24 protein-coding genes and 2 tRNA genes are annotated in these 24,678 nt (G+C 33.4%); 15 read left to right on the forward strand and 11 right to left on the reverse strand.

Annotation, left to right across the window (positions count from 1 at the left end; translation table 11 throughout):
* Positions 1 to 137 precede the first annotated feature (137 nt).
* Positions 138 to 2,567: a DUF5916 domain-containing protein gene (locus ASC72_RS19140; protein ID WP_056194621.1), complete on the reverse strand. Its 2,430-nt coding sequence runs from the start codon at positions 2,565 to 2,567 to the stop codon at positions 138 to 140.
* A gap of 287 nt (positions 2,568 to 2,854) precedes the next feature.
* Here ASC72_RS19140 and ASC72_RS19145 point away from each other — a divergent pair, with 287 nt between their 5' ends.
* Entirely contained in the window at positions 2,855 to 3,577 is a 723-nt protein-coding gene (locus ASC72_RS19145; protein WP_056194624.1) for a murein L,D-transpeptidase catalytic domain family protein, read from the forward strand.
* Here the strand turns inward: ASC72_RS19145 and ASC72_RS19150 are convergent.
* Together ASC72_RS19150 and ASC72_RS24660 are read right to left on the reverse strand one after the other, a co-directional pair.
* A complete protein-coding gene (locus ASC72_RS19150; RefSeq protein ID WP_056194627.1) occupies positions 3,566 to 5,167 on the reverse strand; it encodes a murein L,D-transpeptidase in 1,602 nt (533 codons plus the stop codon). The genes ASC72_RS19145 and ASC72_RS19150 overlap by 12 nt on opposite strands.
* 229 nt (positions 5,168 to 5,396) lie before the next feature.
* A complete protein-coding gene (locus ASC72_RS24660; RefSeq protein WP_241775760.1) occupies positions 5,397 to 5,603 on the reverse strand; it encodes a hypothetical protein in 207 nt (68 codons plus the stop codon).
* A 134-nt stretch (positions 5,604 to 5,737) separates the two neighbouring features.
* Here ASC72_RS24660 and ASC72_RS19160 point away from each other — a divergent pair.
* Both ASC72_RS19160 and ASC72_RS19165 read left to right on the forward strand, forming a co-directional pair.
* Positions 5,738 to 5,810, forward strand: a tRNA-Gly gene (locus ASC72_RS19160).
* 105 nt (positions 5,811 to 5,915) lie between these two features.
* Positions 5,916 to 5,988 (forward strand) — tRNA-Gly (locus ASC72_RS19165).
* 518 nt (positions 5,989 to 6,506) lie between these two features.
* Here ASC72_RS19165 and pepE read toward each other — a convergent pair.
* Positions 6,507 to 7,214, reverse strand: coding sequence for a dipeptidase PepE (pepE, locus tag ASC72_RS19170; RefSeq protein WP_056194630.1), 708 nt, complete (start codon positions 7,212 to 7,214; stop codon positions 6,507 to 6,509).
* Positions 7,215 to 7,376: 162 nt separating this feature from the next.
* On the opposite strand from pepE, the gene ASC72_RS19175 reads away from it, so the two are divergent.
* From ASC72_RS19175 to ASC72_RS19205, 7 genes are all read left to right on the forward strand, one after another.
* Entirely contained in the window at positions 7,377 to 8,144 is a 768-nt protein-coding gene (locus ASC72_RS19175; protein WP_056194633.1) for a carboxypeptidase-like regulatory domain-containing protein, read from the forward strand.
* Entirely contained in the window at positions 8,131 to 8,856 is a 726-nt protein-coding gene (locus ASC72_RS19180) for a carboxypeptidase-like regulatory domain-containing protein (protein ID WP_056194635.1), read from the forward strand. The genes ASC72_RS19175 and ASC72_RS19180 overlap by 14 nt, the downstream gene beginning before the upstream one ends.
* A complete protein-coding gene (locus tag ASC72_RS19185) occupies positions 8,846 to 9,607 on the forward strand; it encodes a hypothetical protein (protein ID WP_056194637.1) in 762 nt (253 codons plus the stop codon). The genes ASC72_RS19180 and ASC72_RS19185 overlap by 11 nt, the downstream gene beginning before the upstream one ends.
* A complete protein-coding gene (locus ASC72_RS19190; protein WP_056194639.1) occupies positions 9,597 to 10,103 on the forward strand; it encodes a DUF6702 family protein in 507 nt (168 codons plus the stop codon). Before ASC72_RS19185 ends, ASC72_RS19190 begins: the two co-directional genes overlap by 11 nt.
* Positions 10,104 to 10,169: 66 nt before the next feature.
* Positions 10,170 to 12,413, forward strand: a complete 2,244-nt coding sequence (locus ASC72_RS19195; protein WP_056194642.1) for a M1 family metallopeptidase — start codon at positions 10,170 to 10,172, stop codon at positions 12,411 to 12,413.
* A gap of 107 nt (positions 12,414 to 12,520) precedes the next feature.
* Complete coding sequence (locus ASC72_RS19200; RefSeq protein ID WP_056194644.1) at positions 12,521 to 12,880, forward strand: twin-arginine translocase TatA/TatE family subunit; 360 nt, start codon at positions 12,521 to 12,523, stop codon at positions 12,878 to 12,880.
* 1 nt (position 12,881) lies between these two features.
* A complete protein-coding gene (locus ASC72_RS19205; RefSeq protein ID WP_056194647.1) occupies positions 12,882 to 13,445 on the forward strand; it encodes a phosphatase PAP2 family protein in 564 nt (187 codons plus the stop codon).
* A 106-nt stretch (positions 13,446 to 13,551) separates the two neighbouring features.
* On the opposite strand, the gene ASC72_RS19210 is transcribed toward ASC72_RS19205, so the two are convergent.
* From ASC72_RS19210 to ASC72_RS19235, 6 genes are all read right to left on the reverse strand, one after another.
* Positions 13,552 to 14,268 (reverse strand): phytanoyl-CoA dioxygenase family protein, encoded by a 717-nt coding sequence (locus ASC72_RS19210; RefSeq protein ID WP_056194650.1) that lies wholly within the window; start codon positions 14,266 to 14,268, stop codon positions 13,552 to 13,554.
* Positions 14,269 to 14,332: 64 nt separating this feature from the next.
* On the reverse strand, positions 14,333 to 14,974 hold the full coding sequence (locus ASC72_RS19215) for an O-methyltransferase (RefSeq protein WP_056194653.1): 642 nt from the start codon (positions 14,972 to 14,974) through the stop codon (positions 14,333 to 14,335).
* 107 nt (positions 14,975 to 15,081) lie between these two features.
* Positions 15,082 to 15,447 (reverse strand): hypothetical protein, encoded by a 366-nt coding sequence (locus tag ASC72_RS19220; RefSeq protein WP_056194656.1) that lies wholly within the window; start codon positions 15,445 to 15,447, stop codon positions 15,082 to 15,084.
* Positions 15,448 to 15,711: 264 nt separating this feature from the next.
* Positions 15,712 to 16,260 (reverse strand): hypothetical protein, encoded by a 549-nt coding sequence (locus ASC72_RS19225; protein WP_056194659.1) that lies wholly within the window; start codon positions 16,258 to 16,260, stop codon positions 15,712 to 15,714.
* A 4-nt stretch (positions 16,261 to 16,264) separates the two neighbouring features.
* Positions 16,265 to 17,653 carry a hypothetical protein gene (locus tag ASC72_RS19230; RefSeq protein ID WP_056194662.1) on the reverse strand — a complete coding sequence of 463 codons (1,389 nt, stop codon included), beginning with the start codon at positions 17,651 to 17,653 and terminating at the stop codon, positions 16,265 to 16,267.
* A gap of 5 nt (positions 17,654 to 17,658) precedes the next feature.
* Positions 17,659 to 18,228, reverse strand: coding sequence for a YceI family protein (locus ASC72_RS19235; protein WP_056195170.1), 570 nt, complete (start codon positions 18,226 to 18,228; stop codon positions 17,659 to 17,661).
* Between the two features lie 312 nt (positions 18,229 to 18,540).
* Between ASC72_RS19235 and rlmN the strand changes: the two genes are divergently transcribed.
* Positions 18,541 to 19,584: a 23S rRNA (adenine(2503)-C(2))-methyltransferase RlmN gene (gene rlmN / locus ASC72_RS19240; protein ID WP_056194665.1), complete on the forward strand. Its 1,044-nt coding sequence runs from the start codon at positions 18,541 to 18,543 to the stop codon at positions 19,582 to 19,584.
* Positions 19,585 to 19,861: 277 nt separating this feature from the next.
* Here the strand turns inward: rlmN and ASC72_RS19245 are convergent, their stop codons facing one another.
* Positions 19,862 to 20,722, reverse strand: a complete 861-nt coding sequence (locus tag ASC72_RS19245) for a hypothetical protein (protein ID WP_056194668.1) — start codon at positions 20,720 to 20,722, stop codon at positions 19,862 to 19,864.
* A gap of 159 nt (positions 20,723 to 20,881) precedes the next feature.
* Between ASC72_RS19245 and ASC72_RS19250 the strand changes: the two genes are divergently transcribed.
* The 4 genes from ASC72_RS19250 to ASC72_RS19265 all read left to right on the forward strand — a co-directional run bounded on the left by ASC72_RS19250 (position 20,882) and on the right by ASC72_RS19265 (position 24,548).
* A complete protein-coding gene (locus tag ASC72_RS19250) occupies positions 20,882 to 21,859 on the forward strand; it encodes a polyprenyl synthetase family protein (protein ID WP_056194671.1) in 978 nt (325 codons plus the stop codon).
* Positions 21,860 to 22,060: 201 nt separating this feature from the next.
* Positions 22,061 to 22,621: an RNA polymerase sigma factor gene (locus tag ASC72_RS19255; protein ID WP_056194673.1), complete on the forward strand. Its 561-nt coding sequence runs from the start codon at positions 22,061 to 22,063 to the stop codon at positions 22,619 to 22,621.
* Complete coding sequence (locus ASC72_RS19260) at positions 22,608 to 23,330, forward strand: hypothetical protein (protein WP_056194676.1); 723 nt, start codon at positions 22,608 to 22,610, stop codon at positions 23,328 to 23,330. Before ASC72_RS19255 ends, ASC72_RS19260 begins: the two co-directional genes overlap by 14 nt.
* Positions 23,331 to 23,498: 168 nt before the next feature.
* A complete protein-coding gene (locus ASC72_RS19265) occupies positions 23,499 to 24,548 on the forward strand; it encodes a hypothetical protein (protein WP_056194682.1) in 1,050 nt (349 codons plus the stop codon).
* Positions 24,549 to 24,678 lie beyond the last annotated feature (130 nt).

A 24,678-nucleotide genomic window follows, 5' to 3' on the forward strand; every position in this document is an offset into this window, starting at 1 on the left:
TTTTTGTTTTGTACAAAGATAAGCCATTTCTAAAATGTGCAAAGAAAGCAATGTTACATTTATGTTTAATAAAATGAAGTATGTGAAAAAATAATAATTTAATTGAAGAAGGACTTATTTTTTAAAATTAATTCACGCTACGCTCTCTTTCTGAGCTTATTTTTGACAGCATTATAGTCAATAAAATATTTTACACTGACTGAAAATATGTGTTTTAAAGCATCGTTGTTGAGTAATGCAGTTACATTGCCCTTAAATTCTTTATCGATAATACGCTCAAAATTAGAAGCACTATTACGGTATAAAACCGAAACCTGACTTCCGGGGGCAAACCACCATGAATACGATAAATCGGCATTCCAGGAGTAAAAACTTGAATTTTTGTTTTCAGTATATTCAGCATAAGGTGTTAAAGTCCCGTCTTGCTGTAATTCAAGAATATCTTTGTTTTCTGCATAAGACCAATATTGACGAAGTGCCAAATTCAAAGTCATCGCACTGTTTAAAGCATATTTTCCAGTAATGGTATTCGAATAGGTAATCACATTTCGATTGGCAAAAACAATAGTTTCCGGAGTGCTTTCGTTGTCATCATCATCATAACCGTCGATATACCCTTTGTTGTTATTTTTTCTAAAATAGCTAAAAGTATAAACCATTAAAAGTTTATCGCTAAAGCGATATCTGGGCCCAATATCAAAACCGTAAGCCATTCTTCCAGGCTCATCAGCAATAGCAATTGACGGATTTAGATCTAAAGCAAATTTATGGTTGTAATTTGTAGAAATACTGCCCCAAGCTTCAACTCTTCTCGGAAGTATAACATAACGATTGTTTGCTCTTGGTTCATAATAATCATGGGAGACTAAAGGAAATACTGTGAATCCTCCGCCATAATAATTATTTTTTACCGTGCTCAGGTTTACATTTGCCTCAATATTATTGTCTTGTATTTTTCCTGATTCTTTATTGAATTCAACATACATATTATAGTTTACCTTAAAGCTATTAAAAAGCTTTGTTGGGTTTAGAATTCTATAATTTGCATTTCCGTAGAAATTGTAATAATTGGTATAAAAGTTAATTCCGAGATCGTTGGGATCGTAACCTTTTGTAACAAAATCAGTACCTACACTATATCGGTATTTTCCAGTAGTTTCGGCAAAGCCAATTGTTGAGAAGACACCCGTTTTATCTTCAGTTTCATTTATAATACTGTATTTTACATTTCCAGATAAATTATAGGTATTTGCTTTTGTATTTAAATCCCAGACTAGGCCCGAAACATTGGCGTCTCTGTAATGTGCATTTCTTGTAACGTTTGTATTTATAAAGGTTACGGAAGAATTTTTCCGAAAGCGCTGATCTATAACCAAAACATTATAATTGGTCAAAGGTTCCACAACTATTTTTCTTGTGTCTCCTGAAATGGTATCTTTTACAGTGGCAAAAGTTTTTTCAGTAACGGCATTTAAAACTCCAATTCCTAATCCGTTTTTTGTTCTTCCTGAAACTTTCAAAGCATTTATAAGATTGACATTCTGAACAGTTTCAATTACTTCTTCATTATCATTTAATTCGGGGTCTATAGAAGGTGCGCCCCCAATTCTTCTGGAGTAAAAGATATTTCCTTTATTGAACAAATCCGTTCCTTCTGTAAAAAAGGCTCTGTTTTCGTTGAATTGTTGCTCAAACGGACTCAAATTCAAAATTTGATCATCGTATTTTGTTTGTCCAAAGTCAGGAACCAGAATCGCATCTAAAGTAAAGGCGTCTGTAATTCCGTATTTAATGTCCATACCACCTTTCATTGTGCCGTAGGTTTTCTGACCATCAGCAGCATTTAAATAATATGACGCATAGGGCATAAAAAATAATCGGGTAGGAGGTTTGATGTTTTCAATTCCGGTTAATTCCCCATTTTGTTGTGTAAACGTTCCTATTTTGGTGTTAATTAGTGTCCAGGTATATTTTCTACGTTCTCTTTTTATTTCCCTGAAAAAATTAATTCCCCAGGTTTGCTTATTTTCTGCAGAGAATCGCAAAGCGGCGTACGGAATTTTAATTTCAACAATCCAGCCTTTATCCGTTATTTTTGCTTTGCTAATCCAGACAGCATCCCAGGAATAATCTTCTCCAATGACATCTGTCATGATACAATCGCCCTGGACATCTGCTGCAGAAACAAAAAACTCAAAATTTTGTTGTCCGTCATTAAACCCGTTGATGAAAACGCCAAAAATATCAGCAGTTCCAAAATTATCACGTTGTGAAATTTCTTTTAAAATTTTGTTCGGTTCGTTATCATACATCATGGCACCAATGTAAATAGCGTCATTATTGTATATAACCTTGATTTCTGTTTTTTGAGATTCGGGAATTGGTTTTCCGTTATCGGGCTCAAACATGACAAAATCAGAAGCAATCGGAGCGTTTTCCCAAGCGGTCTCATCTAGTTTTCCATCGATAATAATGGACTGCGAGGTAGATTGTGCTTGTAGGGTTTTCTTTTGGCTGTAGCCGAAAGTTACACAGAGCAGAAAATAAAGGAAAACTACTTTTTTCATTTGGTATGATGAAGGATGCTTGAGATAATATAGACATTCAATTCTGTTAAATGTTACACTTTAAAATCTAAAAATTACATCTTTTTACTATTGTAAGTATATCGCTACGTAATAAAAGTTAAAATAATGTGTAAAAATAAGATTTTTACGTCAGTATGCCAATTTTTTGTTTTTGATCTGTTAAATTTTAAACAAAACGTGCCTGATTTACAGCGATTTATTTTGTGCCGCATATTTTTTTTATACTTTTGTCAAACCCAAATTTGTTATTAACCTAAAGAAATTCAATGATTTACAAAATTTATCCACTGCTGGTGTTTTTCTTATTATCTTTTGGTAAAGATTCAAAAAGCACCCCCGAAATTAAAAAAGAAGCAACTAAAAGTATTGCTAAAGTTGAGAAGCTTACAGTTGAAGCTAAAATTGAAGGTGTATATTATGCCTTGAATCCAAACAATTATCAGTTGCCTGAACTTAGAACTTTTTCTGAAGCCTTAAAGGGATTTTATTTATTAAAGGAAAGAGGAGTTATTCAAAAAGATATCTTAACATTAATTGATTTCAGTTTGTCATCCAATACCAAACGTCTTTGGGTAATTGATTTGGCAACAAATACTGTTTTGTTTCAATCTTTAGTGGCTCACGGAAGAAATACTGGTGAAGAATATGCATCTGTTTTTTCAAACAATAATTCATCTAATAAAAGCAGTCTTGGTTTTTATGCTACAGGCGAAATTTATCAGGGAAAACACGGAGTTTCTCTTCGTTTAGATGGTTTAGAAAATGGCGTGAATGATAACGCTCGTGAAAGAGGTGTTGTAATGCATGCTGCCGACTATGTTTCAGAGTCTTTTATCAGGAATAATAAAAGATTAGGCAGAAGCCAGGGCTGTCCTGCAATTCCGTTTGAATTAAGAGACAAAATAATTGAAACTATAAAAAACAAATCGTGTTTGTATATCTACCATCCGTCAAGAAGTTTTGCGATGGAAGAAAGACTAATTTCTTAATTTAGCATACAAATCCGAATCTAAATTATAAATATCAGCTCTGAAAATGAGCTGATTTTTTTTGCTCCAGGCTGTCCAGTACCACTGATACAAAGCATATTTTTTTCTTATGCGAATGTTGGTTGTGGTTTTGGTTTCAATAATTGAATCGATTTTTTCCTTAGGCCAATTTGTCGAAATACTATCATTTAAAATATGTTCAGCAAGTTCTAGCGGATTTTCAATACGAACGCATCCGGAACTCAGTGAACGGTTATTTCTTCCAAAATAATTACGATGATTGGTATCGTGCAAATAAACGCTATGATGATTCGGGAATAAGATTTTCATCAGTCCTAACGAATTATTATAACCCGGACTTTGTACATATTTATAATTGCCTGGTTTGTTTTCGTTCCAGTTATTTGGGTCAACTTCATTGCCTGTAGTATCATAAATCGTTATATTTTTATTCTTTAAATAATTACGATTACGTTTCATCGCAGGAACTACATCTTCTTTTAAAATGGTCGGAGGAACTGTCCAGGTTGGATTAAAAACAACTGTTTTTAGTACCGATGTAATAATTGGTGTTTTTCTTTTACTTGTTCCAACGACAATGTTACGGACTAAAGTAGTGTCTTGACTTTCAACAACATTTAAGCTGTAATTTGGAATATTGATGATGAAATAATTTTCGGCGAAGTCATTGTTGTACCAACGCCAACGCTCTAAATTGGCAATAATTTGTTGTTTTCTTTTTTCTTTAGAATAATTTAGGGCGCTTATTGTTCCTCGTCCAATTACTCCGTCAGGCGCCAAACCATGTCTCTCCTGAAACCTTTTTACCGCTTCAAATGTCTTTTGATTGTATGTAGTACTTAAACTATCTTTTCCGGACATATCGCCCCAAAACAAAAGCCTTTTTTTGATAGTAACTAAAGCTTTATTGCTTTCATTTAAAGATATTTTCTTTGTCAGAGAGTCAACAGTAATTATTCCGATATCGTCTTTCGGAAATGTATCAATAATTTCAAGTGCCTTTAAAAGCTGTTTGTAAGTATCTGATTTTGGCTGAATATTGTCAACAATGCTATCTAATTTGTTTTTATTAAATGCTTTTATCAGAACACTGTTGACATCCAATTTTTTTTCTTGAAGATCCCAGTCCGCGTATAGTTTTTTAGGATCTAGTTTGCCTTTGTGCAAATGATTCAGATACAATTCGAAGTTATACGTTAGCAAAATGTCATAAGTTGCTAATTCTTTGTCGTTTAGCATACTGATTCGTTTTTCGTATTTTTCAAGCGTTACAGATTTGTAATCGGCTGGATTTAAGCCTAATGCTTTACAATTTTTTAATTGGGACAAAACATAAGTTCTCTTTTTGAGATTTCCCCAAACAGTTTGATTGTTTGAAGAAGTGTAGAATTCGCCGAGAGTTTTGCTTTTAAAAGTATTTATTAAAGCGGTATCGATAGAAACTTTTCTTTCGTCGGTAAGTATGATTGCTGGGGGTGGAGTTGTTGTTTTTGCAGGAATAACTTTTGGAGTCTCCTTTTTGCAACTAATAAAAATACATGCGATTATAAGAAAGTAAAGTTTTCTCATTTTATAATTTTTTATACATCAAATAGTGTTCGCCAACATCTTTAATCTCAAATGGTTTATCCAGGGGGTGGTATTCCATTTTTTATAAAAGCCTACAGCGGCGGTTCTGGCGTTGAACCAAATCAAATCGACTTTGTTTGCATTGCAGTAGGTTTCACAATGTTACTAAAGCCTCCCCAAATCCTTTTTTCTGATGCGTTTCTAAAACGGCCATCCCGCGAATTTGTGCTTAATTCTGTTCGGCAAATATAGTATTGATTTTTCCGAATAACGAAATAATTCCTATTAAATTTTCATTATCAAAAAGATCAAAATGATGTGTTGTTTCTAAGTCATCTCCCTCGAAGATACAACTTTCTATAGGTTTTCCTTTTCTGAGAACAGATTGACGAACGATATAAGTTTCTTTTGATGGTATTTCTTTAATTTGAATCATAATTTATGAAAAATAATTGGCTCTTTAACTTTTTAGTTTTAAATAGGTTATAAGAAATTGTTGCTTTTAATTCATTTTTTTTGAAAAAAAGCTTGTTTTGAACTGAACTTATTTTTTATATTTGCACCAGTAATGCGAAAGTAGCTCAGTTGGTAGAGCTCCAGCCTTCCAAGCTGGTTGTCGCGAGTTCGAGCCTCGTCTTTCGCTCTAAAAACCGAAACTTAATTGTTTCGGTTTTTTTATCAAAATTAAATAATTATTGATTTTTATTTTTTTAAATGATTTAATTATTTATATTTGCACCCTGTTAATGCGAAAGTAGCTCAGTTGGTAGAGCTCCAGCCTTCCAAGCTGGTTGTCGCGAGTTCGAGCCTCGTCTTTCGCTCTTCAAAATCCTCAAACAATTTGTTTGGGGATTTTTTGCTTTTTAGGACCTTATTAAACCATATAAGTACTATAAGAAAGGATCAACACGAAAACCTGTGGATCTGTAAAAAAAATTATCGCAAAGCACGCAAAGTTTTTTTTCTGCTGTGTTTGCAGGATCTTTATTAAGTTCGCAAAGCTATACATTGCGTCCCTTGCGTAACCCTTTTGCGTCCCTTGCGGTTAAACAAACCAAAACGTGGGAGAGAGTAAAAAAAATTACCGCAGTAAGCACTAAGTTTTATTCTTAACTTTATAAAAAGGTATCCCGAAGCCTCGGGACGCAAGGCTTTATATTGATCTCGCTTTGCGAACTCTGTGTTTTCTGCGGCATTCACAAATAAAAATCTTTGTGTTCTCTGTGGTAAAAAATAATTAGGGAATATATTCTTTTATGTTTTTCCACAACATTTAGCGTTGATCCGTTTTTACGCAGGCCTTATTTAAATGAGCTTATGTCACTTATATGGTGAAAAATTATTTTAAGTCGCTCAAATCACTTTCTGTTTCCAGTTCTGTCGGAATTTCGTTTTGTTTGAACAAACGAGCGGTCAGACTTCCTTTCAAAGTGATTTTATTGCCTTTTACTTCAAGCCAGCTTCCTTCTCTTAAGCCTAAAACCGGGATTGCATTAAAAGCATGAAACTCCTTAATTCTGGTTTCGCGCGTTTCACCCATATGTTTCGATTGTAAGTCGGGATCTAAATAATGTGGGTTTAAATTGAAGGGAATTAATCCTAACGTTTGAAAACTTGGAGGATAAACAATTGGCATATCGTTGGTTGTCTGCATGGATAAACCGCAAATATTGCTTCCTGCACTGGTTCCTAAGTAGGGTGTCCCATTTTTTACAGTTTCAGAAAGAAGCTGTATAATATTTTTTTGATACAATTGCGTAACCAATAAAAACGTATTTCCTCCACCGGTAAATATCCCTTCTGCAGTTTTTATTGCTTCCGCAGGATTTTCGAACTCATGAATTCCTTTTACAGAAATGTTAATAGTTGCAAATGCCTGCGCTACTTTTTCAGTGTAATCGTTATGTGAAATTCCGCCAGGGCGGGCAAATGGAATAAATAAAATGCTTTTGCAATTTTTAAAATGTACTTGTAAGGTAGGTAATAAATACTCTAAATAACTGCCTTCGTGCAGCGTAGAAGTGCTGGCAATAATGATGCTTTTCATAAATTATGTACTCAGATTGTTTAGGTTAAAGGTATTAAAAACTCTTTTTTTACAAGAGAAAACAAGAGTTTAATTAACATATTTTTACCAAGCCGTTAATACTAATTTTGGAACACATTAAGATATTTTTACACTTTTAACGGTAATTTTAATTTTTTTATTTTGATCAACAGAGTTTTATGCGTTTTGGTTATTATTTTGAGTCAGACTGCGTGGTCTCAAAATCAGGATCGTGCTATTGTAAACGGCAAAATCGTTTCGAATACAAATGATTTGGAAGGTGTTTATGTAGTAAACGCACAAACTGAAGTTATGGTGACGACAGACGCCGAAGGCGCTTTTTCTATCATGGCTAAACCCGGAGATACGCTTGTTTTTTCTTCTATTCAATTTAAAGAAAATCGGGTTTTGTTGACCAGTGAAAACTTTACGGATCTTAATTTTACTATAAAGCTAAGTCTGGTAATGCATCAATTGCAGGAAGTGATTGTAAAACGATACGATAATATAAATGCTAGGGCAATGGGAATTGTTCCGGGAAATCAAAAAACATATACAGAAAGTGAGAGAAAATTACGTACTGCTACCGCGTTAGACGCGACTGCAAGTGCAAGTGGAATGGCAGGTGGTTCGATTTCTGCAGATCCTTTTTTGAATTTTTTATCAGGCAGGACAAAAATGCTTAAAAAAGAACTGATAGTTGAAAAAAAGGAATTTTTCATGAAGCTTTTAGAAAATATGTTTAGTCTCGATCATTTTGTTAACAGATTGAAAATTCCGACTGAGTATGTGAAAGGCTTCGAGTATTATGCTGTAGAAAATGATAAGTTTACAGTTATTTTAAATTCTAAAAATAAAACTTCGACAGAATTTTTATTAGCTGAATTGGCTGTTAAATACAAAGAAATATTAGCTGTTGAAAACAAATAATACCTTATTGATTTTATTTTTAGTACTTGCTCAAATTTCATTTGGTCAAACTTCTGGCACCAAAGAAATTCTGGGGCAGGTATTTGAACAATCATCTTTCGTTGAAGGGGTGAATGTCATCAATAATAATACTCAAATTACTGCTGTTACGGATGAAAATGGAATGTTTTCGATTACAGCGAAAGAAGGAGATGTTTTAATTTTTTCTTCTGTTAATCTGGAGCCCTTAAAACATAGAATCTCAGCAGAAGATTTGAATTCTACTTCGATTCAGATCAAAATGACCGCAAAACAAATCGAGCTGAAAGAGGTTGTTGTAAACGACAATGCAGGTATTAATGCTGAAAATCTTGGGATTGTTCCGCATGGACAAAAGACCTATACTCCGGCTGAAAGAAAACTTTATACGGCCAAATCAACTTCGGTAGACAAGTTGATAAATGCAATGTCAGGTCGTACTTCAATGCTGAAAAAAGAGATAAAAGTAGAGAAAAAGGAGATGCTTTTCAGGAAGTTGGAATATCTTTTTGATGAGAATTACTATACAGAAAGATTAAAGATTTCGTTAGAAGATATTAAAGGATTTCAATTATATTGTGTAGAGGATTCTGAATTTGCCGTATCTTTGAATAGTAAAAACAAAACAATGAGTATGTTTTTAATCACTGAATTAGCCAGAAAATATCTTAAAATCCTCGAAAATGAAAAGTAGCCTAAGAATACTCGTTTTGTGCCTTTTTTGTCAAATTTCATTCGGACAAAATGAAACAAGGAAACCGTTACACGGACAAGTTACAAACCCATCACTTGCTATTGAAAGTGGATATGTAATGAATATAAATGCCAATGTCAGAACTTTTATTGGTTCTGGCGGATTGTTTGATATTATGGCAAAACCCAAAGATACTTTGCTGTTTACCGGAATGGCATTTCAGTCCAGAAAGATTGTTTTGACAGAAAAAGATTGTGCCCAAATTCTCTTTAATGTTCCTTTAGATTTAGTAAACAATCAGCTTAAGGAAGTTTTGGTTCATAAAGATTTAAAAGTAAAAGCATTAGGAGGTGGTTCTCAGGCAATAGTCGATTTACAGTTTGAAGATGACAAACAGTCGACAGCAAAAAATACCGTAATGTATTCTGATCAAACCATTAAATACGGAACTGATTTTGTTCGAATATTTAAGGATGTTAAGAAGCTTTTGCGTAAAAATGATGAGGTTCAGGAAGAAGTTATAAGTGATATTGCTTTTACGGCTTATGCGAGGGATAATTTTACACCTGATTTTTTTAATAAAACACTGAATCTAAAAGACGATGAAATAGAACTGTTTTTAATGTATTGCTCTAATGACCCGGAATCTAAGCGCTATTTAAAACCAGATGATAAATTTCAGTTAATTGATTTTATGATTAATAAGAATAAAGATTTTAAGAATATTACAGTTTCTAAAAATGAAAAATAAATTAATCTACCCCTTAATTGGGGTATTATTTTTATCGCTATCCTCGTTTGCTTTTCATAAATTTTATATGGGCGTTTTTCAGGTGAATTACGCGGCCGAAAAGAAAATGATACAAATTACATCCCGTATTTTTATTGATGATCTGAATAACGGGATGGAAAAAAAATACCATAAAAAAACTTTCATCGGAACGGAGAAAGAAACTCCCGAAGATTTAGAATTATTTAAAAAATACCTTTCAGAAAATTTCACAATAAAAGTAAACGGTCAGCCAAAACCAATTACTTTTTTATCTAAAGAAGTTGAGGCTGGCGATGTACTGGTTTGTTATTCCCGAATAAAAGAGATCGATAAATTTAAGACACTTGAAATTTCAAATACTATTTTAGTAGATTGGAATGCTGAGCAGCAAAATATTACACATATTTCAGCATTCGGTACTAAAAAGAGTGTTCTCTTTACGGAATCTTCAAGGAAAGAAGTGTTAAAGTATTAATGAATAGATATAATTATCATTTTAATTGTTATTTTCACACCCTGATAAAATTACCTATTATATTTTATGAAAAAACTTTCATTATTATTAATTTTCCCTGCCTTATTAATGGCTCAGGAAAAAAATACCACAGTTGCTCCAAAACAACAAGGTAAGTACGATACCAACAAATTCAGTCAAATGTACGATTTGCTGGCAACGCCAAATATGTTTCGTACGGCGTCCGGAGCACCAGGTCCTGCGTATTACCAACAACAGGCAGATTATAAAATCGATATTGAATTAGACGATAAAAATTCAAAATTAACAGGCTCTGAAGTAATTACGTATTCAAACAATTCTCCGGATAGTTTAGAATATCTATGGATTCAGTTAGATCAAAATCAGGCTAAAGCAAATACTCAGGCGCCATTAGCTGAAAGCGAAAAAATCAATCAGGTATTGCCATTGGATGGTTTTTCTAGTAAATATCTGAAGAAAGATTTAGAGCGTGGTTTCAACATCGAACAAGTAAAAGATGCAAAAGGAAACCCGATGTCCTATACGATCAACGAAACGATGATGCGTATTAATTTGGCTGCTCCTTTAAAACCAGGTGAAAAAATTTCATTAGCTATAAAATGGTGGTACAACATCAATAATTATAGAAAAGAAGGCGGACGATCAGGTTATGAATTATTCGAAAAAGACGGAAATAAATTATATGTAATTGCTCAATTCTATCCAAGAATGGCAGTTTACAACGATGTTGAAGGATGGCAAAATATGCAATTCTGGGGAAGCGGAGAGTTTGCTCTTCCTTTCGGAAACTTCGATGTAAATATTACGGTTCCTGCAGATCACGTTATTGATGCAACAGGAGAATTAACAAACAGAGCTGAAGTTTTTACTGCAGAGCAAGTTAAACGTTACGAACAAGCTCAGAAATCATTTGATAAACCTGTGGTGATTGTTACTCAGGCTGAGGCTGAAGCTGCTGAAAAAGGTTTCTCTGAAAAGAAAAAAACATGGAAATTCAGTGCTAAAAATGTACGCGATTTCGGAATTGCTTCTTCAAGAAAATTTATTTACGATGCAATGGCTGTAAAATTGGGTGGTAAAATTGTTATGGCAGAATCTGTTTATCCCAAAGAAGCAAATCCGCTTTGGGGAGAAACTTCTACAATGACAGTAGCGCATACTTTAAAAAGCTATTCCTCTCATACTTTTGATTATCCTTATCCAAAAGCAGTTTCAGTTTCTGCTGAAGATCAGGGAATGGAATATCCGATGATTTGTTGGAATTTTGGTCGTCCTGATGAAAATGGAGTGACAAGCAAAGAAGTTAAAAACGGAATGATTGGTGTTGTAATTCACGAAGTAGGACACACTTTCTTTCCGATGATTGTAAACTCAGATGAGCGTCAATGGACGTGGATGGATGAAGGTTTAAATTCATTTTTAGAATATTTGGCAGAGCAGGAATTAGATCCAAATTTCCCTTCAAGACGCGGACCGGCAAAAAACATTGTCCCTTACATGAGTGGGGATCAAAAGTTTTTAGAGCCAATTATGTCTAACTCTGAAACAATTGCACAGTTTGGAAATAATGCGTACGGAAAACCGGCTACAGGTCTTAATATCTTAAGAGAAGTAGTAATGGGAAGAGAATTGTTTGATTATGCATTCAGGACCTACGCAAACAGATGGAAGTTTAAACATCCAACTCCTGAAGATTTCTTCAGAACTATGGAAGATGCTTCGGCAGTAGATTTAGATTGGTTTTTCAGAGGATGGTTTTACTCCACTGATTTTGTAGATATCGGAATTAAAGACGTAAAACAATATTATGTTTCTGATACTCCAACAGCTGATTTAAAAGATGTAAAAGTAAAAAAAGGACGTTTCGGATTTGATAAAGGACCATTCGTTTATTTAGTGGCAAGCGATAATGCAGAAGTAAATGCTTCAAAGAAAAAAGCTTTGAAAGTGGACGATGTGAAATTATTGGCAGATTACGTAAATCAAAGTTTTACCGCTGAAGAAAAAGCAAGTTTAAAGTCGCCAAAATATTTCTACGAAGTGGAATTTAATAAACCAGGCGGAATGATTATGCCAATTTTGGTTGAAATCACTTACGAAGATGGTTCAAAACAAAACTTCCAGTATCCGGCACAAATCTGGAGAAAAAACAATGATACCGCTAAGAAAGTTTATGCAACTGAAAAAGCAATCAAAAGTATTCAGGTAGATCCAAAATTGATGACCGCTGATATTGATGTAACCAATAACTCGTGGCCAAAGACAGAAGAAAAATCAAAATTTGATTAAGAATAAACTAAAAAGACTCTAAAAATTTAGAGTCTTTTTTTTTAAGTAAATTTTAAAACAGTCGGCTGCAAAATTTAATATCTTTGTGGCACACAAAAATAAAAGTTATGTTTGGTATAGGAGGAGGAGAATTAGTTTTTATACTGTTTATCGTACTAATGCTTTTTGGGTCTGATAAAGTGCCTGAAATTGCTCGTACCATGGGAAAAGCTATGGCGCAATTAAAGAACGCAACCAACGACATTAAAAGTGAGATTCAAAAAGGAGCAGAGGCAAATGGACTTGATACAAAATCTTTAACGGATATCACAGGGAATATTAACGCACAGATTAACGACGCAAAATCGAACCTTTTAGGTGATACTACCAGTTTGTCTGGTAATTTATTAGGTGATACTGCGACAGAAATAGACAAAGTAAAAGAAGACATCGATTCAATCTCCGGACCTGTAAAACGCCAAATGTAATATGCTTGAAAAAATACAAGAATTAGATACCAATCTCTTTGTGTATCTTAATGGTTTAGGTTCTGAAACATACGATAAACTTTGGCTGATTATTACCAATCAATTGTATTGGACACCCTTTTTTCTATTCCTGTTTTTTATTATTTATAAAAAGATAGGGATAAAACAAACCTTATATATTCTTCTTTTCATTGCAGTTTTAATTGCATTTACAGATCAGATGACTAATTTGTTCAAACATACTTTCGAACGTTTACGCCCGTGTAATAATCCCGAAATAAATTCATTTATTCGTATTGTTCAGGTTCGTACTTCCTATAGTTTTTTCTCAGGTCATGCCGCTAACACAATGGCTGTTGCAACCTTTTTATTCTTGATTTTAAAACGCCATTTCAAGTATTTAGGATTCTTGTTTTTATGGCCTTTAATCTTCGCTTATAGCCGAATTTATTTAGGATTGCATTATCCTGGAGACATTCTTACCGGTTATTTCTTCGGAGCTGTTTTTGGATCACTGCTATTTTTGGTTTATCGAAAACTAAAACCTTTATATTTTCCGGGATAATTTTCAGGAGCTATTTCCGGCTGTCCGCTATATCTTTTCCTGGCTAAAGGAGCCAGAAAAAGGATACCGCTTCCATCCGGGCTAGGGAACTATTTTCAAAAGAAGTTTAGTTGTTAAAAAACGTTTTCTCACTCCATTCTAATTCGTTAGGAAGTTGGTGATTACTAAATTCAATATGAATAACCCTTCGTCTTTCGTTATTGGTAGTTTTGTTTGAAGCATGAAAAAGTAAGGGTCTCATAATCATGATTCCGCCTTTCTCAACTTCACAAATCGTTTCATTTTCAGTCTGAAGATTCTCAACTCTAAAAATTCCTTTTGAATGCGAATTGTTAATGACTTTTAATGCGCCGTTCTCTTTAGTGGTATGATCAAGATGTATTCTGATAGTGAAATTATTTTCCAGGATTTCTAGTGGAGGCTGAACTGCAAATTGATTTTGTTTTATAGTCCAGTTTGAGAAGTTCTCGATTTCAATTTTCTTGTCAACAGAAATCGTTAAATCCTGATGATAAGCGACAAACCAATTTGATTTTTCGGGTTTATCAAAATAGATTGATTTCGTTATAAAGTAGTCTTCTCCAAATGTAGATGCAATAATGTCTTTTAAATTTTGATTGAAAATGAAATCTAAAGTTTCTGGAACTTCTTTATGAAATTGTCTGATGGCAAATAAATCCTGAGATTTTCTGAATGTTGCATTGTCACTATCATTTTTGGTTAGATTTTCAATTAACGAAATTAATTTTTCAACTTCATTTTCAGTATAAACATTATTTATAATTGTAAAACCTTCAGCATCTATTTCTTTTGAAGAATCCATCTTTTAATTCAATCTATAATTAACGATATTAAAAACAACTTAGAGCCTTAGTGTGGACCTTTTTCTAAAGAACCCTACTCACTGTCAATCCATCACGAATAGGCAACAAAACCGTTTCCACTCTCGGATCATTTTTCAAAAGTAAATTATACTCTAAAAGGACTTTCGTGCTAACATCATTTGGATGAACTGGTTCGAGGATTTTTCCGCTCCACAAAACATTATCAGATAAAATGATTCCGCCCTTATTCATTTTCGGAACAATCATTTCCCAATAATTTAGGTAGTTTTCCTTATCAGCATCAATAAAAACCAAATCAAATTTCACATCCAAAGTCGGAATAATAGCAATTGCTTCTCCTAAATGCTGAAAAATTTGTTTCCCCCAAGGCGAGGCATCAAAATATTTTCGCTGAAAATCAATTAATTCTTCTTTAATATCAATGGTGTGCAATTGACCGTTTTCCTGTATTCCTTCACACAGACACAAAGCCGCATAACCCGTATAAGTCCCGATTTCCAGAATATTTACCGGACGAATTAATTTGGATAACATGCTTAAAACTCTTCCTTGAAAATGCCCGCTCAACATTCTTGGTAAAAGAATTTTTTGGTAGGTTTCTTTGTTCAGTTTTGCTAACAATTCTGGTTCGTTTTCAGAATGCTGTTCGATATAGTCTTCTAAGTCTTGTGAAATAAAATGCATGTTGTAGTATCTTCTAATTTAAAGCAAAAATACAAAAAATATTCGCTCACTTTTTTTCATAAAAAAACCATCCGCCGTGGGATGGTTTTAGTTTGTAAATTCTTCAATTATTTCTTCAATGCTTCATTAACGTCTTTAGCAGTTTTTACTGTTCCGTCTTTAGCAGCTTTTGCAGCAGCTTCTGCTTTGTCTGCAGCTTTTTTAGTGGCTTCTTTTACATCTTGTGCAGCTTTGGTTGTAGCGTCTTTCACATCCTCGGCAGCATTTTCAGAAGCTTCTTTCGCTTTCGCGGCAGCGTTTTCAGCTTTAATTACAGCGCTGTCTTTTGCCTGTTCGATATCTGTAGTCAAAGTATCAACCTTGTTTCCAAGAGTTAATTCGTCTTCTCCTGGTTTTGGTTCTTTCTTCTCACAAGATTGAACAGCGAATGCTAACAAAGCAACAACAGCTAAGCTTAAAATTTGTTTTTTCATAATGAATCAATTTTTTTTAGGTTATAAAATTTAAAGGTTATAAAGCTGAAAAATAAAGATACAAATTTTAAAATGATTGCGCGCTTTGTAAGATTATTTTCCTTTTGAGTAGAAGACAATTCCCGTGCCAAGTTTTATAATTTAGAAAAGAATAATTAGAAGTTTTGTTTAAACAAAAAGGTACCCTATAGAACGATACCTTTTCGAAAAAAAAAATAAACATGAAAACATTTGATGCAAGCCTTAATCAGATTTGGTTAACAATTATTTGTATAAGCTGAAATTGATAACAAGTTCGTCTTTGACCTTAATTAAACCAGCCATTTTTGTTGGTGGTTCTAGTTCGATATCAGAAAATTTTAAGTTAAGTGTTCCCTGAATTTTGTTAACATCTGTATAAAGTATAAAATCTTTGTATTTAAGGGTTTTATTAGTGATCAGGAAGTTAAGGTTGCATTTGTAATTTTTCCCAACCTGTCTAATATCCCTAATGCAAACGGTACTATTTGGGAACTGTTTTATTTTTACCGTTCCTTGTAAGTCCTTTGTCATTATTTTATTTCCACAATCAAAATTTGACATTTTGATTTCAGTGTTAAAAATGTTTTTTTTGATTGAGTTTAAGTACACGGTATCTTTTGTCATAAATAAATTGGAACAGTTGTACTTGCCAACAGTAGATGTTCCCGTAATTTCAATTCTGATTTTATTAATTATGATCACAGCATCATCTTCTAAAAAAGTGGGTTTAGCACTTCCCAAGAAAAAGAAAATTACTAAACCCAAAGTTAAAATTAGTATTCTGTTAAACATTATGTCAGAATGAAATTACGGCTTCAAACATCAATCCTTTAAAACTGCCTCCGTATAAGTCGTTAGGAATTGCTCCGTTAAATTGAGAGAAGTTTTTATAATTCTGATCCACATATTCTACTTTGGCCAAAACATTTTTTGTCATAAACCAACCTGCTGCAGCTTCGAATCTGTTAATCTGAATTGCCTGAGTATTTGCATTAGCCAGTTTTCCATCCACTAAATTGTATTTTCCGCCTATATAAAAACGTTCTCCTTCACCAAAACGATATACCAGATCTCCAACATATTGATTTACCTTACGAGTGTCATCCGTTCCTTTGAAATCACCTCCTGAAGTAAATTCTAAAGTTCCAAAAAACTCAAGACCTTTATATTTTATAAATGGATTAACCATATAAGATGTTGCCCAGTTTCCGTAAGCCGGATTAAATCTTCCGGTATCTTTGTTTGCAGTTGGATCAAAATTATTTAAGACAGGTGTAATAGCTCCTGTTGCAGGATTTATAACATTATAATCGGCATGGCTCATTACGCCATAGAAACGACTTCCTGCTCTGTCTGACGCATATAAATTTCCACTAGAATTTGCGGTGTGATAATAGGATCCTGTAAGCCTAATTCTCAAATCCGGATTAATTTGCTTGTCCCAGCCTAATTTAGCAAGGATAGAAGGACTTATAGTTGTATTATTGTCAGGTTTTATAGCAGTAGTTGGTGCCGGAACAATTTCTTTAACATCCTGATTTAATTTAGAGTTTGTAACTCCAATCATACTAACAAATCCAGATCTGTTGTAGTAAAGTTCAGCTCCCATTTCGGTGATAAAAGCATCCATAATATTATTTCCTACGAACGGATTCATAAAGGCATTTCCATTATCAGATCTTCTAAAATGAGCATCACCGTAGTTATTCTCCATTTGACCAATTTTGATCGTTGTATATTGCATGAAGTCGGCTAAGAAATCTTTTTTAATGAAGTCAAGTTTGTCAATTTGTAAATAACCACCTTTCACCCAGGTTTCATTATGATGTCTTGAGGCTAAGTAAACATCCAAGTTTACACGCACACCGTCAAATAACTGTGCTCCAATAGTGAAATTAGCATTAGGTAAGTTGAAGTTGTTTTCCAGATTATTTAATCTGTAATTAGGGGCAGTTGCTAAATTTGCCTGATCATTATAGGAGTTTAAAGCTTGAAACTGAAGTGCAAATGCAGCTCCCATATCCACACTAATACCTTTAAAAGCAACAGTATCTTTTTTAACGTCAAACTGATTGATGCCTTTTTGATTCCTTGGAATTTGGTTCTGAATGTGCCCAAAACTGACTTGTGCATTTACAGCAAACGTACTTACTAAGGCTATAAACAGGATATAGATTTTTTTCATGGCGATTATAAATTAAAGTTTAAATTAAATTTTAAGGTCAAATCCTGACCGGTTTTAATGGTGCCGAGTAAAGCAGTTGGTGACTTCATTCCAAAATCGGCAAAAGTGATTTTGTTTGAGCCCTGCAGGTTTACTCCATCTTTAGTAAGAGTAGCTTTGACAATTGTCTTTAAGATTTTACTAACTCCTGCGATGGTATAAGTTCCGGTTAGTTCCCAATTAGATTCGTTTACTTTTTCGGCAGATTTTAAAATATATTTGATGTTTTTTTGCTTGTCTGTTTTCAAAGTTTCGTAAGCTACTTTATCCATACTTTTTTTCTCGCTTTTAATGCTTTCTGCTAATAGCGTTATAGACAATGATTCGATTTCAGTTAGTTTAGAATTGACAATCGTAAAATTGGCCGTTCCGCTTCCTGAACCCGATTTCATTTCCCAATCATGCAGCGTTGACGTTCCTGAAACAGAAAAGGTTGATTTACTGTCTAAAGCATAATTTTTTTGTGCAGATGCGACTGACGTAATTCCTAAAAAGGAAATTACAATTACAAGTAATTTTATTTTTATTGATTTCATTTGATAATATTTATTGAAATGTTTATGGCTTTTTAGCCAATTCTGCCTTAGTACTAAAAGCATCCTTTGTTAACTTGAACCAAATTTATCTCTCATATCCGAAGATTTTACTGATAAAAATCATTGTTAAAATTTTATTAAAATGATATTTATAACTACATCGATTTCAATAATTTTTCCACAGGTTTTAATTGTATAAATGCGTGTTAAAGTTTTTAGAATTAGTCGTTTTTAGAATAGCTTCCTAATCAATTTTTAAGATTGTATAGCGGTTTGTGCCATTAGAAATGAACAAATCCTTAAATTTGCACCATGCAAATCGAGAAAAAAGACATAAGAGCCTTATCAAAAGATCAATTACGAGATTTTTTTGTCGCAAATAATGACAAAGCTTTTCGTGGAAATCAAGTCTATGAATGGTTGTGGAGCAAGGGAGCACACAGTTTTGAGGATATGACGAATGTTGCCAAAACAACGCGTTCTATGCTTGAAGATAATTTTGTAATCAATCATATTAAGGTTGATACTATGCAGCGTAGTAGTGACGGAACGGTAAAAAATGCAGTTCGTCTTCATGATGGTTTAGTAGTCGAATCGGTTTTGATTCCGACAGACACCAGAACAACAGCTTGTGTGTCAAGTCAGGTGGGTTGTAGTTTAGATTGTAATTTCTGCGCAACTTCAAGATTGAAAAGAATGCGAAATCTGGAACCGGGCGAAATCTACGATCAAATTTTGGCAATCGATAAAGAAAGTCGGTTGTACCACAATCATCCGCTTTCGAATATCGTTTTTATGGGAATGGGAGAGCCTTTGATGAATTATAATAATGTCATTAAAGCAATTGATATGGTTACATCAACAGAAGGTTTGGGAATGTCGCCAAAACGAATCATAGTATCGACTTCCGGAATTCCGAAAATGATTAAGAAAATGGCTGATGATGATGTAAAATTCAAATTGGCAGTTTCATTGCATTCGGCTATCGACGAAATTCGTGCGCGAATCATGCCTTTCAGCAAAAATTTCCCTTTATCTGAATTACGTGAAGCCTTAGAATATTGGTATAGAAAAACCAAAAGTAAAATCTCTTACGAATATGTGGTTTGGAAAGGAATAAACGACGACAAAGCTTCAATTGATGCTTTGGTAAAATTCTGTAAATATGTGCCTTGTAAGGTCAATTTAATTGAATATAATCCAATTGACGATGGTGAGTTTCAACAAGCTTCAGAAGAGTCTATTATGGCTTATATAAAGGCTTTGGAAAACATTGGAATTGTGGTAAAAGTACGTCGTAGCCGAGGAAAAGATATTGATGCTGCGTGCGGGCAATTGGCAAACAAAGAAGGATAAATAGAAAAACATGTGTAGTCCCTACGGGACAAGACAGTTATAATGATTTTTTTTTACCAATATATAGTCTCTACGAGACATATTGTAGAATGTAAATAAAATATTCGTTACTATAATTATTCCGTAGGAATTAAATGTTGGTAGAAAATTAATGAAAGAAAAATGATAAAATGCCCAATAGTGACTAAACTTGGATTCTAAATATTAAAAACAAAAAAGCATTAAAAACGAGAGGTCTTCTTGTTCTTAATGCTTTTTTTCTGGGCAAAAAGGGTTATTATTTTTTCAAATCAACCTCTTCCGTTACTCCGTCTTTAGTTATTTTAGCAAGTGTATCGCAGCTTCCGTCTCCGTAATCAACAACTGCTGAAGCTCCGTTTTTAGATACTGTTACAATACCTTTTACAGCAAATGATTTTTTACACACCGCTTTAAATTGTAGAGGTGTTGTGATTTCAGCTGTATAAGTGTCTCCATTTGGGAAAGTAGTGGTGCCGCTTCCGGTTACAAGATAAGCATTATCTTCCCAATTGAACCAGGTATCATAACCTTCAACCATTTCTTTTACCAAAGAACCTTTTCTGGTATAAACACCTCCGTCATCAAAAGTAATGGTCATATCGATTGCAGCGGTCAAAACAGGATGTGCTGTTGCCAGTAAATCTGTAGTTTTTACAGTTCGTACAATGCTTTTACTTCCCTGAAGTTTTTTGCCATTGTGATAAAATCCATCAAAAGTATAACTGATTGTTTGTGTAGCTGTCGAAAAATCATTAGAAAAAGAAATAACCATTTTTCCTTTTACTGTATTTCCGTTTTCAAGAGTACAACCTTCAACACCAAAATCGACAGTTTTTGTCCAGGTATTATTGGTTAAAACTGTTGTAATTGTAGCGCAGCTCGGTAAAAAGCTTTTAATGGGTCCGCTTGGTTTATTAGTGCTGTTTTGTTGTGCGCTAAATTGATCTTCAGCAATATTCGTTACATCATCTATTGAGGCGTCAATTTTAGAATTTGTAATAATTTCGTCTTTTGTAATTGCTGCTGATACTCCGTCATTTGTTTTTTCATCAGAATTACAGCTGATAAAAAAAGATAAAGCTACTAATGTTCCAATAAATAAAAATTTTGCTTTCATAATAATTTGTTTAGGTGATTTTTAAATTAATGAATTCAAATTAGGCTTTAATCAGATTATGTTTTTTTGGTGATTTTTTTAAATTAGTACACAATTGTTGATATACTAACTTAAAATACACAACGTTTTTTTATTTAAAATAGTATATTTGGAGTCGAAATGAATATTACTTCTCAAATAAAACAACCCATTTTTAACGAGATGGAACTTTTTGAAAAAAAGTTCCATGAATCGATGACTTCAAAGGTTGCATTACTAAACCGTATCACGTATTACATCGTAAATCGAAAAGGAAAACAAATGCGTCCTATGTTTGTTTTTCTGACTTCAAAAATGGTTTCCGGAGGCATTGTAAATGAGAGAACTTATCGTGGTGCATCTGTAATTGAATTGATTCATACTGCGACTTTAGTTCATGATGATGTGGTAGACGACAGCAATCGCCGTCGCGGATTTTTCTCCATCAATGCACTTTGGAAAAATAAAATAGCCGTTTTAGTTGGAGATTATTTATTGTCGAAAGGATTACTGCTTTCTATAGATAATGGTGATTTTGATTTACTCCGAATCATTTCAGTTGCTGTTCGTGAAATGAGTGAAGGAGAATTACTTCAGATCGAAAAAGCACGAAGACTTGATATTACCGAAGATATTTATTACGAAATTATTCGAAAAAAAACCGCTACACTTATTGCGGCTTGTTGTGCGCTTGGTGCAAAATCGGTAATTGAAGATGATATTCAGGTGGAAAATATGCGAAAATTCGGTGAACTTATCGGAATGGCTTTTCAAATTAAAGATGACTTATTCGATTACAGCGAAGAAGCCATTGGTAAACCAACCGGAATTGATATTAAAGAGCAAAAAATGACTTTGCCTTTAATTCATGTTTTAAATACTTGTACCCAACAAGAAAAAAAGTGGCTGATCAACTCGATCAAAAACCACAACAAAGACAAAAAACGCGTTAAAGAAGTTATTGCTTTTGTAAAAGACAATAATGGTTTGGCTTACGCCGAAAATAAAATGGTGGAATTTCAGCACGAAGCACTTTTACTTTTAGAGAATTACCCCGATTCTGAGTTTAAGGATGCTCTTATTTTGATGGTGAACTACGTTATTGAGAGAAAAAAGTAATTAGATAATTTGCCAATTAGAAAATTAGATAATTGTTTTACTTGGTTGTAAATCAGTTGTTTTTATTTTTTATTTTGGAATTTGGTCCCGAAGCCTCGCGATATTTTGTGATTTTTTTTATTTCCAATGCAACCATTTCTCAACCTAACTCGTCTATGCTAATAGAAGTCTGTTAGTAAACCAAAATCAGAACGCTTATTAATGAAAATTATTCATTTACATCAGGAAGAAACTAAGCTTATAAAGTTGGCTGTCGAAAATAATCGACAGGCTCAACAACAGCTATATAGTCGGTTTTCTTCGAAAATGCTGAGTGTTTGTCGACAATATATTAAAGACATTCAATTGGCCGAAGATGTAATGATCACGGCTTTCATGAAAGTGTTTACTAATCTAAACAAATTTGAACATAAAGGAAGTTTTGAAGGCTGGATCCGCCGAATAATGGTAAATGAATGCATATCTTATTTAAGAGTTCAAAAGAAGGTTAAATTTGTTGAAGATGAGATTTATGTCGAAGAAAGTTTCAATGCAATTGATAGTCAGTTTTCAATAGATCAGATTCAGTTTTTAATTGATGCTTTACCGGACGGTTATAAAATGGTTTTCAATTTATACGCCATTGAAGGATATAAACACAATGAAATTGCCAAGATGTTAGGAATTAATGAAGGAACATCGAAATCGCAATTATCGCACGCCAGAAAGATGCTGCAAACACAAATTACTATTTTAAAAAAACAAGATAATGGAACCGAATAATTTTGAAAAGGATTTCCGTAAAAAACTAAACCAACGCAAAATTGAACCAAGCGATAAAGCCTGGGATCGATTGGATGCGATGTTGAGTGTTGTCGAAAACAAAAAGCCTAAGAAAAAAAGAAATTGGTTGTATATAGCAGCAAGCCTTGTTGGGTTTTTATTGGTTGGTACTTTCTTTTTTAATCAGAAGAAAAACGAAATTGAAACTCCAAAAAATACTATTGTTAAAGAAGATCAAAAGAAAAATTCGGTTGTAAAACCAACTTTAAACATAATTGATTCGGTTAAAACGGAAATTGCTGTTTCTGAAAAAGATGCAACTGAAACTTCAACCAAAATTTCAATTTCAAAAAAAATAAATCTTCATCAAAACCCAGTTAAAAGCATCAAAAATGAATCAAATCAAATAGCGGAGTCTTCAATCATCATCAAAAACAATCAGGAAAAACAATCAATTAATAATCAAACTTCAGTTGCCGAAACTCCAAAAAAGGAAAATGTTGATCAATTGCTGAATTCAGCTGAAAAAACTGTTGTAGCTGAGAATTCGGTTAAGCCAAAATCAAAAGTAAAAGTCAATGCCAACGATTTACTAAATCAGGTTGATGGCGAATTAGAACTTTCCTTTAGGGAAAAAGTTATTACAAAAGTCAATAAAAACTACCAAACAGTAAAAGTGGCTTTGGCAAACAGAAATCAGCAGGAGTAAAGAATAAAGAGACAAGAAGATAGAATATAGATTTTTAGTTCCGGAAGAACGATCCATATTGTAGCGTCGGGTTTTAACCCGATGGAGAAGGAATAAAGCATTCACAATTTACCATTTATAATTAACAATTAATCATCATCAATCAACAATCAATTTAAAACATCAATCATGAAAAATTTTACCATTTATCTCGTAATTCTAATCCTTTTGTTTGTTAGCAAAGTGTTGGGTCAGGAAACTTTTGAATCAAAAGCGAAAAACATCGCCAACAAAATAGAGAAAATTACTAAAGAAGAAAAAGCAACTTTAAAAGAAGAAGTTGAAGCCGTAAACGTGCAATTGTCTGAAGGAAAAATTACACAGGAGCAAGCTGACAAACGCAAAAAAGAATTAGCCGAAGCCAGAGCTGTAATTATTGAAGAAAAAGTGACTTTGGCCCAAAATGAATTAAACGATTTGGTCCAACAAAAAGTGGATGGAAAGATAAAAGAACAGGATTCAACAAGAAAAAACAGGATGGTTATCTACTGGGATAAAAATAACTGGAATAATAAAAAAAGCAAGGACTCGATTCACGGTGAGAGAAGAACAACCTCACAATTTGTATTCGCAATGGGTTTGAATAATACGATGGTCGACGGAAAACTTCAGGATTCGAATTATAGCTTTATAGGTTCGCATTTTTACGAATGGGGTTTTACCTATAATTCAAGATTAATGAAAAACGACAATTTATTGCATGCCAAATATGGACTTTCATTGATGTACAACAATATTCGTCCGACAGACAACCGTAGTTTTGTAGTCAATGGAAATCAGACAAATTTAGAAGTAAATGCTATAAATTTGGACGAATCTCGTTTTCGAAACGTATATATTGTATTACCGGTTCATTTAGAATTTGATTTCACGAAGCCTAAAGTGAGTAACGGAAAAACATACTTCAGAACACATGAAAGCTTTCGTTTCGGAATTGGAGGTTATGCGGGAATCAATGTAAAATCGAAACAAATTCTAAAATACGATCAGGACGATTTAGATTATAAAACGACAATTAAAGGAGATTATAATGTAAATAATTTCATTTACGGATTAAGTTCTTACGTGGGTTACAAAGCTTTGAGTTTGTATGTAAAATACGATTTGAATCCATTGTTTCAGGATAATTTAACAGAGGAAAAAAATATCTCTTTGGGATTACGTTTAGATTTAAACTAAGAGCAAAGTTTGAGTTTGGTTAGTTGAAAAAGCGCTTTGAGAGAGGCGCTTTTTTTATGATTTTCCCTAAAATTTCTTTTATGGAAAACCATAAATTTCAAGAAGGATTTGTGTATTTTTACAAGCTTTC

It is taken from the genome of Flavobacterium sp. Root420 (genome assembly GCF_001427905.1).
Lineage (GTDB): Bacteria > Bacteroidota > Bacteroidia > Flavobacteriales > Flavobacteriaceae > Flavobacterium.

What these genes read in the sequence shown, in the direction of transcription:
- ASC72_RS19140 (WP_056194621.1), bottom strand. Translation starts at nt 2,567, where the DNA reads ATGAAAAAAGTAGTTTTCCTTTATTTTCTGCTCTGTGTAACTTTCGGC.
- ASC72_RS19145 (WP_056194624.1), top strand. Translation starts at nt 2,855, where the DNA reads ATGATTTACAAAATTTATCCACTGCTGGTGTTTTTCTTATTATCTTTT.
- ASC72_RS19150 (WP_056194627.1), bottom strand. Translation starts at nt 5,167, where the DNA reads ATGAGAAAACTTTACTTTCTTATAATCGCATGTATTTTTATTAGTTGC.
- ASC72_RS24660 (WP_241775760.1), bottom strand. Translation starts at nt 5,603, where the DNA reads ATGATTCAAATTAAAGAAATACCATCAAAAGAAACTTATATCGTTCGT.
- pepE (WP_056194630.1), bottom strand. Translation starts at nt 7,214, where the DNA reads ATGAAAAGCATCATTATTGCCAGCACTTCTACGCTGCACGAAGGCAGT.
- ASC72_RS19185 (WP_056194637.1), top strand. Translation starts at nt 8,846, where the DNA reads ATGAAAAGTAGCCTAAGAATACTCGTTTTGTGCCTTTTTTGTCAAATT.
- ASC72_RS19190 (WP_056194639.1), top strand. Translation starts at nt 9,597, where the DNA reads ATGAAAAATAAATTAATCTACCCCTTAATTGGGGTATTATTTTTATCG.
- ASC72_RS19195 (WP_056194642.1), top strand. Translation starts at nt 10,170, where the DNA reads ATGAAAAAACTTTCATTATTATTAATTTTCCCTGCCTTATTAATGGCT.
- ASC72_RS19200 (WP_056194644.1), top strand. Translation starts at nt 12,521, where the DNA reads ATGTTTGGTATAGGAGGAGGAGAATTAGTTTTTATACTGTTTATCGTA.
- ASC72_RS19205 (WP_056194647.1), top strand. Translation starts at nt 12,882, where the DNA reads ATGCTTGAAAAAATACAAGAATTAGATACCAATCTCTTTGTGTATCTT.
- ASC72_RS19210 (WP_056194650.1), bottom strand. Translation starts at nt 14,268, where the DNA reads ATGGATTCTTCAAAAGAAATAGATGCTGAAGGTTTTACAATTATAAAT.
- ASC72_RS19215 (WP_056194653.1), bottom strand. Translation starts at nt 14,974, where the DNA reads ATGCATTTTATTTCACAAGACTTAGAAGACTATATCGAACAGCATTCT.
- ASC72_RS19220 (WP_056194656.1), bottom strand. Translation starts at nt 15,447, where the DNA reads ATGAAAAAACAAATTTTAAGCTTAGCTGTTGTTGCTTTGTTAGCATTC.
- ASC72_RS19225 (WP_056194659.1), bottom strand. Translation starts at nt 16,260, where the DNA reads ATGTTTAACAGAATACTAATTTTAACTTTGGGTTTAGTAATTTTCTTT.
- ASC72_RS19230 (WP_056194662.1), bottom strand. Translation starts at nt 17,653, where the DNA reads ATGAAAAAAATCTATATCCTGTTTATAGCCTTAGTAAGTACGTTTGCT.
- ASC72_RS19235 (WP_056195170.1), bottom strand. Translation starts at nt 18,228, where the DNA reads ATGAAATCAATAAAAATAAAATTACTTGTAATTGTAATTTCCTTTTTA.
- rlmN (WP_056194665.1), top strand. Translation starts at nt 18,541, where the DNA reads ATGCAAATCGAGAAAAAAGACATAAGAGCCTTATCAAAAGATCAATTA.
- ASC72_RS19245 (WP_056194668.1), bottom strand. Translation starts at nt 20,722, where the DNA reads ATGAAAGCAAAATTTTTATTTATTGGAACATTAGTAGCTTTATCTTTT.
- ASC72_RS19250 (WP_056194671.1), top strand. Translation starts at nt 20,882, where the DNA reads ATGAATATTACTTCTCAAATAAAACAACCCATTTTTAACGAGATGGAA.
- ASC72_RS19255 (WP_056194673.1), top strand. Translation starts at nt 22,061, where the DNA reads ATGAAAATTATTCATTTACATCAGGAAGAAACTAAGCTTATAAAGTTG.
- ASC72_RS19260 (WP_056194676.1), top strand. Translation starts at nt 22,608, where the DNA reads ATGGAACCGAATAATTTTGAAAAGGATTTCCGTAAAAAACTAAACCAA.
- ASC72_RS19265 (WP_056194682.1), top strand. Translation starts at nt 23,499, where the DNA reads ATGAAAAATTTTACCATTTATCTCGTAATTCTAATCCTTTTGTTTGTT.